Here is a 12,531-nt window from a genome sequence, read left to right as displayed (position 1 = left end):
GTCACCGCGATTCGGCGACCGATTCCCAGAAGGATGTGAGCGCGGCCGCGCCACGCACCGGATCGTCGGTCATCCACCAGTGGCCAAGCCCGTCGAGCACTTCGGTGCGGGCGCCCGCCTGCTGCGCTGCGCGTCGCCGGATCTCCTCGGATCCCACGTAGGGGTCGCCGGTGGCCAGCAGGGACAGGCCCGGCCGGGCACGCGCGCGCTCCAGCCCTCCGCCGGTTTGCGCCATCGCGCCGGGGCCTTCCACCGAGCGATACAGCAGTAGGGTTGCCCGGCCCATCTCCGGACCCTGTGCCTGCGCCATGGATCTGGCGATGTCTGGCGGCAGCGTGGCCGACCACAGCGCGGTCCGGTCTTCCACTGTCCCGCCGAGCATGTTCGCGACCAGCCGCTCACCCTTTCCCGGGGTCCGCCAGATCTGGGCGGTCTCGGGCCAGGCATAGTCCGGATCGAACACACCGATGATGTCGGTGGTCCAACTACGCACCAGGTCGGGGCGGTGCATGGCCAGATTGACGACGTGGACGCCACCCCAGTCGTGTCCGACGAGGTCGATCGGCTCGCCGGGACCGCCGAGGGCTTCGAGCTCACGTTCGAGCCAGTCGCGGTAGGCGACGTAGGTTGCGGAGAAGTGTTGCGGCAGTGGGGCGCCGAAGCCCGGTGGTGACAACCGCACGACATCTCGACGGCCCAGGGCATCGACCAGTGGGTCCCAGATCGCATTCGATTCCGGGTTGCCGTGCACCAGCACTACCGACATGAGCGCGTTCAGCCAGGTAGCTCGATGGCGGCGAAATTCACCGTCGCGGTGGCGGCCAGCTGATCATCGTCGCCTCGGTAGATGTCGACTTGGGCCACCACCGAACGCCGGCCGGTACGCAGGATGGACGCGACGGCCCGCGCCGGTCCGGCCTTGATCGGCCGCAGGTAGCGGATGAACAGGTCCGTCGTGGCGATGCCGTTGCCGAACTGGGTGCTGCGCGCCGCGAGCTGTCCGGCCGCCACGTCGGCCATGGTGGCGATCGATCCGCCCTGCAGCCCGCCGGCGGTGTTGACCACACGCTCGTCGACCGGCATCTGCAGCGTCAGGGTGCCGTCGGCCGACGGCACCTCCCGCAGACCGAGTTGGTCGAACAACTCCCGGATCGATTGCGGCGCGGTCACAGGGTCGGCTCGCGCGCCTCGTCCCAGGCCTGGAGCAGCGTGCACAGAATCTCTTCGGCGCGGCCCAGTCCGGCCAGATGGCTCTCCCCGGGAATCGGGTAGAGCCGGGCGTCGGGAAGCAGCGCCACCGCATGTTTGCCGTGGGAGAACGGGACGATGTGGTCGGCGTCGCCGTGCCACCAGTGCACCGGCACCTTGATGTCGGCGAGCCGGAAGCCCCAGGGCCGGGCGAACAGGATCGCGTCCGCGATCGGCGCGGCGAGCTGCTTGCGGGAGCCGTTGAGCAGGTCGTCGAGGAACATGGCCTTGAACTCCGGGCGAGACAGCATCTCGCGGTCGCCCTCCGGGGAGATCCGCGCGTAGAGCTCCAGCGCCGGCGAGGCCACCGGCCGGACCATCCGAATCAGGCCGGCGGCCAGCAAGCTGATCGGTCGCCCGGCGTGGTCCAGCACCGGCTCGGCGAGCCGGGCCAGCCGCATCAGGTTGCTGTCGATGGCTTCGGGGCCCACCGCTGGGGCGACACCGCCCAGCACGCCGGCCGCGACCACCCGCTTGGGCATGGCCGCGGCGCACGCCAGCGTGTAGGGACCGCCGCCGGACAGCCCGATGACCGCCATCTTCTCGATCCCGAGCGTGTCGGCGACGGTGCGCAGGTCGTCGGCGAACTGGGAAACCGTCTCGTACTGGAATGGGGTCGAGGAACCGATGCCGGGCCGGTCCACCCCGATCAGGCGGATGTTGGCTTCGGCGGCATACAGCCGGGCTTCGACCGGAATCTGCCGGCGGGCGCCGGGTGTGCCATGCAACCAGAACATCGCCCGGCCCTGCGGGGCACCGAATTCGGCGAAGCCGAGCTGACGGTCCTCGCCGACGGCGATGTTCCCCTCGATCTGAGGACGGGCGATGTCATAAGCCATGCTCGGAGTCTGGCATGTGCCCAGCAGCCGCGTCACCCCCGGTCGCAGGCTCGGTGATCGGCATCGACATTTCGGTGGGCTGTGCGCGGCCGCGCAAGGTCGCCGATCCGTAGCGCGCCCAGCGCGCCCGCTCGTCGTGGTCGGCGCGTTCCAGCGCGGTCGCCGAACACAACACCCGGGCCGTGACGGCCTTGGCGCGGTCGGCCAGCCGCGCGGCCTCGTTGACGGCGTCGCCGACCACCGTGTACTCGTAGCGGTTTTCGCTGCCGATGTTGCCGGCGAACACCGGGCCAGCCGAGACCCCGATCCCGAAGTCCACCAATGGCAGCCGGCGAAGTCGGGCGATCAGGCTGCGAGCGGTGGCCAACGCCGCCGCAGCAGCGTCCTGGGAAGGGACGGGAGCGCCGAACACCGCCAGCGCCGCATCGCCTTGAAATTTGTTGATCGAACCGCGCTGCGCGTCGACCGCGTCCACCACGATGCGGAAGAAGTCGTTGAGCACCCCGGCGACCTCGTCGGGCGGATGGGTGGCCGCCAGTTCGGTGGAGCCCACCAGATCGATGAACAGGATCGCCGCCTCTTGAACCGAGCCGGCGAGCGCGAGGTCCTGTTCGACGGCCAGTCGGGCGACATCGGAGCCGACGTGGCGGCCGAACAGGTCCTGGAGCCGGTCGCGTTCGGCCAGACCGGCCACCATGCGATTGAACCCGGTTTGCAGCCGCCCGATCTCGGACTGTTCGTAGACCCCGACGGATGTGGTCATCTCGCCGCGCTCGATCCGGGCCATCGCGTTGACGACTTCGCCGACCGGGTCGGAGATCGACCGGGACACCAGGATCATGGCGCGCACCCCGAGCAGCACCGCCACCACGCACAGCACCAGGACCGGGATCTCCACCGACGAGTCCGGGTCGATGATCCAGCCCATCTGCCGGCAGACGATGAGCGCGATGATGGCAGCCGACGGCATCGCGCAGGTGATGAACCACATGGTCACCAGCCGGGCCAAGACGCCGGGGGCGGTGGCACGGACGTCGGACCCCTGCCAGGCCGCGGCCACGATCGGCCGGAAGGTGCGTTGGGTGAACAGCATGCTGGTGCTCAGCGACGCGGTGCCCCCGAACACGATGATGGTGCTGAGCAGCACGATCAGTCCCATGTTGTGGGATTGGATCGCGGCCATGCCGATCGCCCCGCCGACCAGCCAGGTTCCGAGCACGATCACCGACTGCCGGCGCAGGATGTTGACGGCCGCGCGGCGTTGCCCCGGGTCGGGTGGCGCTCCGGTGGTGTACCAGCGCACGGACGGCGCGATGCTGGCGCTGCCCGCGGCGACGACGGACAGCGTGCCCAGCGTGACCAGTACCGCCACCAGCACCAGGTTTCGCGCCGACAGCAGGGTGGAGTCGGTCAGGGGCGTTTCGCCGTTGAGTGACACCACCACCGCGATCGCCTCGGCACTGGTCAACAGGTGGGCGAAGGCCAGCCCGGTCGCGTAGTCGCGGACCCGGACGGCGGTACGCGGCCGCGCGCCTGCGCCCGAACCTGCAGTCGTCATCGCGGTCGTGCCCATCCCTGAGTGCGTTGTGCACCCAAGTTATACGGATTCCGCGGCCACGGCGCGGCATGCTATTTGTACAAATCGGTATCAAATGTCTAGACGGATGACTTATGTCCATGTAATGTCCAGTCGGACAGTGGCCGAACTCACAAGGAGAGCGTGGATGGGCACCCAGGCCGCAGCGGTGTGGCGGGACAAAAAGCGATACCTGTGGTTGATGGGCCTGATCGCCCCCACGGTGATGTTCACGATGCTGCCGTTGGTCTGGGCGATGAACCGGGTCGGCTGGCATCTGGCCGCGCAGTTGCCGTTCTGGATCGGGCCCATCCTGGTTTACGTTCTGCTGCCGGCGCTGGACCTGCGGTTCGGCGCCGACGGGCAGAACCCGCCCGACGAAGTGATGGAGCAGTTGGAGAATGACCGGTACTACCGCTACTGCACCTACGCCTACATTCCGTGCCAGTACGCCAGCCTTGTCCTGGGCGCCTACCTGTTCACCGCCACCGATCTGAACTGGCTGGGAGTCGAGGGGTCTCTCAGCTGGTTCGCCAAGATCGGGCTGGCACTGTCGGTTGGCACCCTGGGCGGGGTCGGCATCAACACCGCGCATGAGCTCGGGCACAAGAAGGACCGGCTCGAACGCTGGCTTTCCAAGATCACCTTGGCCCAAGTCTGTTACGGGCACTTCTACATCGAGCACAACCGCGGCCACCACGTCCGGGTTGCCACCCCCGAGGACCCGGCGTCGGGCCGGTTCGGCGAGACCTTCTGGGAGTTCCTGCCGCGCACCGTCTTCGGCGGTCTTCGCTCGGCCTGGCAGCTGGAGGCCGCCCGGTTACGCCGGTTGGGCACGGGACCGTGGCGGTTGTCCAACGACGTGCTCAATGCCTGGCTGATGTCGGTGGTGCTCTGGGGAGTGTTGATCGCGGTGTTCGGCCCGGCGCTTATCCCGTTCGTCGTCATTCAGGCCGTCTACGGCTTCTCGCTGCTGGAGTCGGTGAACTACATCGAGCACTACGGTCTGCTGCGGCAGACCCGCGCGAACGGCCGCTACGAGCGGTGCACTCCCGAGCACAGTTGGAACTCCGACCATCTGGTGACCAACCTGTTCCTCTACCACCTGCAGCGGCACAGCGACCACCACGCCAATCCCACCCGGCGCTACCAGACGCTGCGCAGCATGGCCGGGGCGCCGAACCTGCCCAGCGGCTACGCGTCGCTGATCGGGCTCACCTACTTCCCCCCGCTGTGGCGCAGGCTGATGGACCACCGGGTGCTGGCGCATTACGGCGGCGACATCACCCGGGTCAACATCTCGCCGCGCCGGCGGGCGAAGATCCTGGCCCGGTATGGGGCGGCCGAAGCGGCGGCGGCATGAGCGCCTACGAACTGTTCGCTGCCCACCGGGCGGTTTCGCATGCGGCATCCGCCGCGCCGGAGCAGAACGCAGAGATGAGGAGTGGCGGTGTGGCACACGCTAACGTCGCGTTGGTGAAGCGCATCCCCTACGCCGAGGCATCCCGGGCGCTGCTACGTGACTCGGTGCTCGATGCGATGCGCGAACTGCTGACCCGCCGGGACTGGTCATCGATCACGCTGGCCGCGGTGGCCGCGGCGGCGGGCGTCAGCCGGCAGACCATCTACAACGAGTTCGGTTCGCGCCAGGGATTGGCGCAGGGCTATGCGATCAGGCTGGCCGACCGCCTGGTCGACGCCGTGGAACGAGCGATGTCCGACAACGTCGGCGATATCCACGCCGCGCTGTTGGAGGGGTTCCGGTCCTTCTTCTCCGAGTCGGCCGCCGACCCGCTGGTGATCTCATTGCTGACCGGGGCCGCCAAGCCGGATCTGCTGCAGATCATCACCATCGACAGCGGCCCCATCATCACCCGCTGCTCGGCGCGGCTGACCACGTCGTTCATGCACAGCTGGGTCAAGGTCAGCGAGGACGACGCCGGAATCCTGGCTCGGGCCGTCGTGCGGCTGGCCATCAGCTATGTCTCGATGCCCCCGGAAGCCGATCACGATGTGGCCGCCGACCTGGCCCGACTATTCACACCCGCGGTCGAGACCTACGGTGTGACCGAGACCGATTGACCCGGCCGAGCAGACTTCGGCCTGCGCCGGTAGCTTGTAGCGGAGCCAATTCACCGAACCTAACGGGGGCGTACTGATGAGTTTGACCGCGGACAGCCGCAACGGCATCGACTACAAGGTCGCTGACCTGTCGCTGGCCGAGTTCGGCCGCAAGGAGATCCGGCTGGCCGAGCACGAGATGCCGGGCCTGATGGCATTGCGTCACGAGTACCACGGGGTCAACCCGCTCAAGGGTGCCCGCATCACCGGTTCGCTGCACATGACGATCCAGACCGCGGTGCTCATCGAGACCCTGGTCGACCTCGGTGCCGAAGTTCGCTGGGCGTCCTGCAACATCTTCTCCACCCAGGACCACGCTGCCGCCGCGGTCGTCGTCGGGCCGCACGGCACCGTCGAGGAGCCCAAGGGTACCCCGGTCTTCGCCTGGAAGGGCGAGACCCTCGAGGAGTACTGGTGGTGCGCTGAGCAGGCCCTGACCTGGGACGGCGAGCCGGCCAACATGATCCTCGACGACGGCGGCGACGCCACCATGATGGTGCTGCGCGGCGCCCAGTACGAGAAGGCCGGCGTGGTTCCGCCTGCCGAGGACGGCGACTCGCACGAGTGGAAGGTCTTCCTGGCCACGCTGCGCGACCGCTTCGAGACCGACAAGACCAAATGGACCAAGATCGCCGAGTCGGTCAAGGGTGTCACCGAGGAGACCACCACCGGTGTGCTGCGGCTCTACCAGCTGGCCGCCGCTGGTGAGCTGGTGTTCCCGGCGATCAACGTCAACGACTCGGTCACCAAGTCCAAGTTCGACAACAAGTACGGCTGCCGGCACTCCCTGATCGACGGCATCAACCGTGGCACCGACGCCCTGATCGGCGGCAAGAAGGCGCTGGTCTGCGGCTACGGCGACGTTGGCAAGGGCAGCGCGGAGTCCCTCAAGGGCCAGGGCGCACGGGTGACCGTCACCGAGATCGACCCGATCAACGCGCTGCAGGCGCTGATGGAGGGCTACGACGTCCAGACCGTCGAGCAGGCCATCGGCGACGCCGACATCGTGATCACCACGACCGGCAACAAGGACATCATCACCCTGGAGCACATGAAGGCGATGAAGAACCAGGCCATCCTGGGCAACATCGGCCACTTCGACAACGAGATCGACATGGCCGCCCTGGAGACCTCCGGCGCGGTGCGCGACAACGTCAAGCCGCAGGTCGACGTCTGGACCTTCCCCGACACCGGCAAGTCGATCATCGTGCTGTCCGAGGGCCGGCTGCTCAACCTGGGCAACGCCACCGGCCACCCGTCGTTCGTGATGAGCAACAGCTTCTCCAACCAGGTGATCGCTCAGATCGAGCTGTGGACCAAGGGCGATGAGTACGACAACGAGGTCTACCGGCTGCCCAAGCACCTGGACGAGAAGGTGGCCCGCATCCACGTCGAGGCTCTGGGCGGCACGCTGACCAAGCTGACCAAGGACCAGGCCGAGTACATCGGCGTCGATGTGGAAGGCCCGTACAAGCCGGACCACTACCGGTACTGATTTTCTCCGCGAACCGACGCAAGAGCCCCCATTCCGGCCTGGAATTGGGGGCTTTTGCGTCTGCTCGGCAGGGGGCTGACTAGGCTTCCCGCCGTGCTGATCGCGATCGAAGGCGTTGACGGCGCCGGCAAGAACACGCTGGCCCAAGGGTTGCGCACCGCCTTCGAGGGCGCCGGCCAGTCGGTGGCCACGTTGGCGTTCCCGCGCTACGGCGTCTCGGTGACCGCCGATGTGGCCGCCGAGGCATTGCACGGGCAGCACGGCGATCTAGCCGACTCGGTGTATGCGATGGCGATGTTGTTCGCGCTGGACCGCGCCGGCGCCAAAGGCGAGATCGACGCGCTGTGCCGGGGAAACGACGTGGTGATCTTGGACCGGTACGTCGCCTCCAGCGCGGCCTACAGCGCCGCCCGGCTGCATCAGGGCGCCGACGGCGAGATGGTGGACTGGGTGCGCCGGCTGGAATTCGAGCGGCTCGCGCTGCCCGCGCCGGACTGGCAGGTACTGCTCGACGTGCCCACCGAACTCGCCGCGCAGCGGGCCCGGCACCGTGAGGAGCACGACGCCGCACGCACCCGCGACAGCTACGAGCGCGACGACGGTCTGCAGCGCCGCACCGGCGCGGTGTATCGCGGGTTGGCCCAAGCCGAGTTCGCTGGACGCTGGCAGATAGTCGGCCCGACGGTCGATGCGGCCGCTCTGGCGGCCGAGATGCGCGGGTAACTCCGCGAAACGCGCGTGTGATAGCCACGTTTTATCTCGATCTGGTGACACCATGTACGCCATGAGGCAAAGGATTCTTGTCGTCGACGACGACGCGTCGCTGGCCGAGATGCTCACCATCGTGTTGCGTGGGGAGGGTTTCGACACCGCGGTCGTCGGTGACGGCACCCAGGCGCTCACCGCGGTGCACGAGCTGCGGCCCGACCTGGTGCTGCTGGACCTGATGCTGCCCGGCATGAACGGCATCGACGTCTGTCGGGTGCTGCGCAAGGACTCCGGTGTCCCGATCGTGATGCTCACCGCCAAGACCGACACCGTCGACGTGGTGCTCGGGCTGGAGTCGGGCGCCGACGACTACATCATGAAGCCGTTCAAGCCCAAGGAGCTGGTGGCCCGGGTGCGGGCCCGGCTGCGCCGCAACGACGACGAGCCGGCTGAGATGCTCTCGATCGCCGATATCGACATCGACGTGCCGGCGCACAAGGTGAGCCGGGCCGGTGAGCAGATCTCGCTGACCCCGCTGGAGTTCGACCTGCTGGTGGCGCTGGCACGCAAACCGCGGCAGGTGTTTACTCGTGAGGTGCTTCTCGAACAGGTCTGGGGATATCGCCACCCGGCGGACACCCGGCTGGTGAACGTGCACGTCCAGCGCCTGCGGGCCAAGGTGGAGCAAGACCCGGAGAACCCGACTGTGGTGCTGACCGTCCGAGGAGTGGGTTACAAGGCCGGACCCCCGTGATCCCCACCGGGGAGCGGCGCACGTGATCTTCGCGTCTTCGACGATGCCGAGCGCCAGCGAGGCTGAGGAGAAGCGCCAATGATCTTCAGCTCCAGACGGCGCCCCCGGCGGTCGGGGCCACTGCTGCTCGGTGTGAACACACTGCGCCGCGCGGTGCAGGTCGCCTGGCGTCGTTCGCTGCAACTGCGGGTTGTGGTGCTGACGCTGGGCATGTCGGCTGTGGTCATCCTGGGTCTCGGTTTCGTGTTGACCAGCCAGATCACCGACCGGGTGCTGGACGTCAAGGTTCGGGCGGCCACCGAGCAGATCGTGCGGGCGCGGGTCACTGCCGGTGGCATCGTCGGCGGTGAGGAGGCCCGCTCGCTGACATCGAGTCTGCAGCTGGCTCGCAACACGCTGATGTCCAAGACCGACCCGGCTGCCGGCAGCGGCACGGCAGGCGCGTTCGACGCGGTCCTGGTGGTCCCCGGCGAAGGGCCGCGCGCGGCGACCGCCGCCGGGCCGGTGGATCAGGTTCCGGCAGCGCTGCGGGAATTCGTCAAGGCCGGTCAGGTCAGCTACCAGTACGCGACCGTGCACGTCGAAGGCTTTTCCGGGCCGGCGCTGGTGATCGGGACGCCGACGACGTCGCGCATCACCAACCTGGAGCTCTACCTCATCTATCCGCTGGGCACCGAACGCAACACGATCAGCATGGTGCGCGGGACGATCGCCACCGGTGGCCTGGTGCTGCTGGTGCTGCTGGCGGGTATCGCCTTGCTGGTGTCGCGGCAGGTGGTGCTGCCGGTGCGGTCGGCTTCGCGGATCGCCGAACGGTTCGCCGAAGGCCACCTGTCCGAACGGATGCCGGTGCGCGGTGAAGACGACATGGCCCGCCTGGCGGTGTCCTTCAATGACATGGCCGAGACCCTGTCGCGCGAGATCACCCAGCTCGAGGAGTTCGGCAACCTGCAGCGCCGGTTCACCTCCGACGTCAGCCACGAACTGCGTACCCCGCTGACCACCGTGCGGATGGCCGCCGACCTGATCCACGACCACAGCGAAGACCTCGAGCCCTCGCTGCGGCGCTCGACCGAACTGCTGGTCAGTGAGCTGGACCGGTTCGAGTCTCTGCTCAACGATCTGCTGGAGATCTCCCGTCACGACGCCGGTGTGGCCGAGTTGTCCGTGGAGTCGGTGGACCTGCGCTCCACCGTCAACAGTGCCCTGGAGAACGTGGGGCACCTGGCGGCCGACGCCGGTGTCCAGCTCAAGGTGGACATGCCCGGCCATCAGGTGATCGCCGAGGTCGATCCGCGCCGGGTGGAACGCATCCTGCGCAACCTGATCGCCAACGCCATCGACCACGCCGAGCACAAGCCGGTGGTGATTCGGATGGCCGCCGATGAAGACACGGTGGCGGTCACGGTGCGTGACCACGGCGTGGGGTTGCGCCCGGGCGAGGAGAAGCTGGTGTTCAGCCGGTTCTGGCGTGCCGACCCATCCCGGGTGCGGCGCTCCGGCGGAACCGGGCTGGGCCTGGCGATCAGTGTGGAGGACGCCCGGCTGCACCAGGGCCGGCTGGAGGCCTGGGGCGAGCCGGGCAAGGGGGCCTGCTTCCGGCTCACCCTGCCGTTGGTGCGCGGACACAAGGTCACCACCAGCCCGCTGCCGATGAAGCCGGTGAGCGCCGCCGAGCGTCGGGAACGTCGTCAGCGGGCCCGCGAGCACGCCGAGAGGATCGGATGATGCCGCGCAACAGGATCGCGACGCGGATGCTGGTCGTGGCAGCGTTGGTGGGCGCGCTGGCCGGGTGCGCCGGGGTGCCCAGCACGTCGGCGCCGCAGGCGATCGGCACGGTGGAGTCGCCGCCGCCGTCGGTGCTGCCCAAGCCCACCCCGGGGATGGATCCCGATGTGCTGCTGCGGGAATTCCTCAAGGCGACCGCCGATCCGGCTAACCGGCACCGCGCGGCGCGGCAGTTCCTCACCCAGGAGGCCTCTGACTCCTGGGACGACGCCGGTAGCGCGTTGCTGATCGACAACGTGGTTTTCGTCGAGACGCGCAGCGCCGGCCGGGTCGCGGTCACAATGCGCGCCGACATGCTGGGGTCGCTCTCGGACATCGGGGTGTTCGAGACCGCCGAGGGCGCCCTGCCGGCCCCGGAGCCGATCGAACTGCTCAAGACCTCCGACGGTTGGCGCATCGATCGGCTGCCCAACGGGGTGTTCCTGGACTGGCAGCAGTTCCAGGCGACCTACAAGCGCAACACGCTCTACTTCGTCGACCCGACCGGCAAGACAGTGGTGCCCGATCCCCGCTACGTGGCGGTGTCCGATCCCGACCAGTTGGCGACCGAACTGGTGTCCAAGCTGATTGCCGGCCCCCGCCCCGAGATGGCCGGGGTGCGCAATCTGCTGTCGCCTCCCGTGCGACTGCGCGGGCCGGTGACCCGCGCCGACGGCGGCAAGAGCGGGGTCGGCCGCGGCTACGGCGGCGCGAAGATCGACCTGGACAGTTTGGCGGCCACCGACCCCAACACCAGGAAACTGCTTGCCGCGCAACTCATCTGGACGCTGGCCCGCGCTGATATCAAAGGCCCCTACGTGATCGACGCCGACGGCGCGGCGCTCGACGACAGGTTCCCCGACGGGTGGACCACCTCGGATGTGGCCACCACCGACCCGGGCGCCTCCGATGGCGCCGGTGCGGGCATACACGCGCTGGTGGGTGGATCGCTGCTGGTACTGGACGGCCAGCAGGCCAACCGGGTGCCCGGGGCGTTCGGCCGGGAGCCCGATCAGGAATCGTGCGCGCTGTCGCGCAATGGCCGTCAGGTGGCCTCGGTGGTGGTGCACCCCGGTGACCCGGAGGCCACCCTGTGGATCGGTGACCTCGGCGGCGAGGCGGTGCAGGCGGCTGAGGGGCACACCCTGTCGCGGCCCAGCTGGTCGCTGGACGAGGCCGTGTGGGTGGTGGTCGACGGCAACAATGTGCTGCGGGCCATCCAAGAAGTCGCAACAGGCCGCCCGGCCCGGATCCCGGTGGATTCCGGGGCGGTCTCCGCGCGGTTCCCCGGACCGATCAGCGAGCTGCAACTGTCCCGTGACGGCACCCGGGCTGCCATGGTGATCGGTGGACAGGTGATCCTGGCCGGTATCGAGCAGATGGCCGGCGGCCAGTTCGTGCTGCACTACCCGCGCCGGCTGGGCTTCGGGCTGGGCTCCTCGGCGGTGTCGTTGAGCTGGCGCACTGGCGACGACATCGTGGTGAGCCGGTCCGATCCCAAACATCCGGTGTCCTACGTCAATATCGACGGGGTCAACTCCGATGCACCCAACGGCAATCTGCAGCTGCCGGTGTCGACGATCGTCGCCGACCCGTCCACGGTCTATGTGGCCGATCCGCGGGGTGTGCTCGCGCTGTCGTCCGCGGCGGCCGAGGACGAGCAGAGCTGGTCGCCGCTGGGGCCGTTCATGGTGAGCGGAGCGTTGCCGGTACTGCCGGGCTGAGCGTTGCCCCGCTGCGATCCCGACCAATCCTTTGTATGTGAAAAAGATGTGAAGACATCCGGGAACCATCCGGGTGGTGGCGCGCTGGAATTACCTGAATTGAGTGGGCTGTCCCGTGGTGTGGCCCAAGGCAGGTTGCCTCACATGCGATGCCAATGTCTACAACAGGGACCGGAACATTGCGAATTCTTGCCGGCGGTCGTGGCGCAGGAATTCATATAAAGGCTATTCAAAAACAATGTCTTGTAGAAATTGGACGCTCGTGACACGGTGGCGTCTCGGGGCAGTGCCCCGTGGGG

The 12,531-nt window shown here is 68.0% G+C and carries 11 protein-coding genes; 7 read left to right on the top strand and 4 right to left on the bottom strand.

The features are described 5' to 3' along the window. Window position 1: 1 nt before the first annotated feature. Genes N416_RS0107215 through N416_RS0107200 form a run of 4 tightly spaced genes read right to left on the bottom strand, consistent with a single transcriptional unit; the run spans window position 2 to window position 3,645 of the window. The gene (locus tag N416_RS0107215; protein WP_024441446.1) at window positions 2–766 is read right to left on the bottom strand and encodes an alpha/beta fold hydrolase; all 765 of its coding nucleotides are present in this window, start codon (window positions 764–766) and stop codon (window positions 2–4) included. An 8-nt stretch (window positions 767–774) separates the two neighbouring features. Beyond that, window positions 775–1,170, bottom strand: coding sequence for a PaaI family thioesterase (locus N416_RS0107210; protein ID WP_024441445.1), 396 nt, complete (start codon window positions 1,168–1,170; stop codon window positions 775–777). Next, window positions 1,167–2,087 carry an alpha/beta fold hydrolase gene (locus tag N416_RS0107205; RefSeq protein WP_024441444.1) on the bottom strand — a complete coding sequence of 307 codons (921 nt, stop codon included), beginning with the start codon at window positions 2,085–2,087 and terminating at the stop codon, window positions 1,167–1,169. Before N416_RS0107205 ends, N416_RS0107210 begins: the two co-directional genes overlap by 4 nt. After that, window positions 2,077–3,645, bottom strand: a complete 1,569-nt coding sequence (locus N416_RS0107200; RefSeq protein ID WP_081654497.1) for an adenylate/guanylate cyclase domain-containing protein — start codon at window positions 3,643–3,645, stop codon at window positions 2,077–2,079. The genes N416_RS0107205 and N416_RS0107200 overlap by 11 nt, the downstream gene beginning before the upstream one ends. Before the next feature lie 166 nt (window positions 3,646–3,811). On the opposite strand from N416_RS0107200, the gene N416_RS0107195 reads away from it, so the two are divergent. From N416_RS0107195 to lpqB, 7 genes are all read left to right on the top strand, one after another. Next, window positions 3,812–5,026 (top strand): alkane 1-monooxygenase, encoded by a 1,215-nt coding sequence (locus N416_RS0107195; protein WP_024441442.1) that lies wholly within the window; start codon window positions 3,812–3,814, stop codon window positions 5,024–5,026. A gap of 74 nt (window positions 5,027–5,100) precedes the next feature. Continuing rightward, a complete protein-coding gene (locus tag N416_RS0107190; protein WP_046301870.1) occupies window positions 5,101–5,745 on the top strand; it encodes a TetR/AcrR family transcriptional regulator in 645 nt (214 codons plus the stop codon). 76 nt (window positions 5,746–5,821) lie between these two features. Then, complete coding sequence (gene ahcY / locus N416_RS0107185) at window positions 5,822–7,279, top strand: adenosylhomocysteinase (protein WP_036457496.1); 1,458 nt, start codon at window positions 5,822–5,824, stop codon at window positions 7,277–7,279. 93 nt (window positions 7,280–7,372) lie between these two features. Then, window positions 7,373–8,002 (top strand): dTMP kinase, encoded by a 630-nt coding sequence (locus N416_RS0107180; protein ID WP_024441439.1) that lies wholly within the window; start codon window positions 7,373–7,375, stop codon window positions 8,000–8,002. 52 nt (window positions 8,003–8,054) lie between these two features. Then, on the top strand, window positions 8,055–8,741 hold the full coding sequence (gene mtrA, locus N416_RS0107175; protein WP_019737852.1) for a two-component system response regulator MtrA: 687 nt from the start codon (window positions 8,055–8,057) through the stop codon (window positions 8,739–8,741). A gap of 78 nt (window positions 8,742–8,819) precedes the next feature. After that, on the top strand, window positions 8,820–10,469 hold the full coding sequence (gene mtrB / locus N416_RS0107170; RefSeq protein WP_024441438.1) for an MtrAB system histidine kinase MtrB: 1,650 nt from the start codon (window positions 8,820–8,822) through the stop codon (window positions 10,467–10,469). Between the two features lie 26 nt (window positions 10,470–10,495). Next, complete coding sequence (lpqB, locus tag N416_RS0107165) at window positions 10,496–12,232, top strand: MtrAB system accessory lipoprotein LpqB (RefSeq protein WP_196805114.1); 1,737 nt, start codon at window positions 10,496–10,498, stop codon at window positions 12,230–12,232. Window positions 12,233–12,531 lie beyond the last annotated feature (299 nt).

Source organism: Mycobacterium sp. UM_WGJ, assembly GCF_000455125.1.
Lineage (GTDB): Bacteria > Actinomycetota > Actinomycetes > Mycobacteriales > Mycobacteriaceae > Mycobacterium.
The sequence above is the reverse complement of the archived record's forward strand: the minus strand, read 5'-3'. Positions and strand labels throughout refer to the sequence as shown.

Coding starts and splice junctions, on each gene's coding strand:
- lpqB (WP_196805114.1), top strand. CDS start 10,496: ATGCTGGTCGTGGCAGCGTTGGTGGGCGCGCTGGCCGGGTGCGCCGGG.
- mtrB (WP_024441438.1), top strand. CDS start 8,820: ATGATCTTCAGCTCCAGACGGCGCCCCCGGCGGTCGGGGCCACTGCTG.
- ahcY (WP_036457496.1), top strand. CDS start 5,822: ATGAGTTTGACCGCGGACAGCCGCAACGGCATCGACTACAAGGTCGCT.
- N416_RS0107205 (WP_024441444.1), bottom strand. CDS start 2,087: ATGGCTTATGACATCGCCCGTCCTCAGATCGAGGGGAACATCGCCGTC.
- N416_RS0107190 (WP_046301870.1), top strand. CDS start 5,101: ATGAGGAGTGGCGGTGTGGCACACGCTAACGTCGCGTTGGTGAAGCGC.
- mtrA (WP_019737852.1), top strand. CDS start 8,055: ATGTACGCCATGAGGCAAAGGATTCTTGTCGTCGACGACGACGCGTCG.
- N416_RS0107200 (WP_081654497.1), bottom strand. CDS start 3,645: ATGACGACTGCAGGTTCGGGCGCAGGCGCGCGGCCGCGTACCGCCGTC.
- N416_RS0107195 (WP_024441442.1), top strand. CDS start 3,812: ATGGGCACCCAGGCCGCAGCGGTGTGGCGGGACAAAAAGCGATACCTG.
- N416_RS0107215 (WP_024441446.1), bottom strand. CDS start 766: ATGTCGGTAGTGCTGGTGCACGGCAACCCGGAATCGAATGCGATCTGG.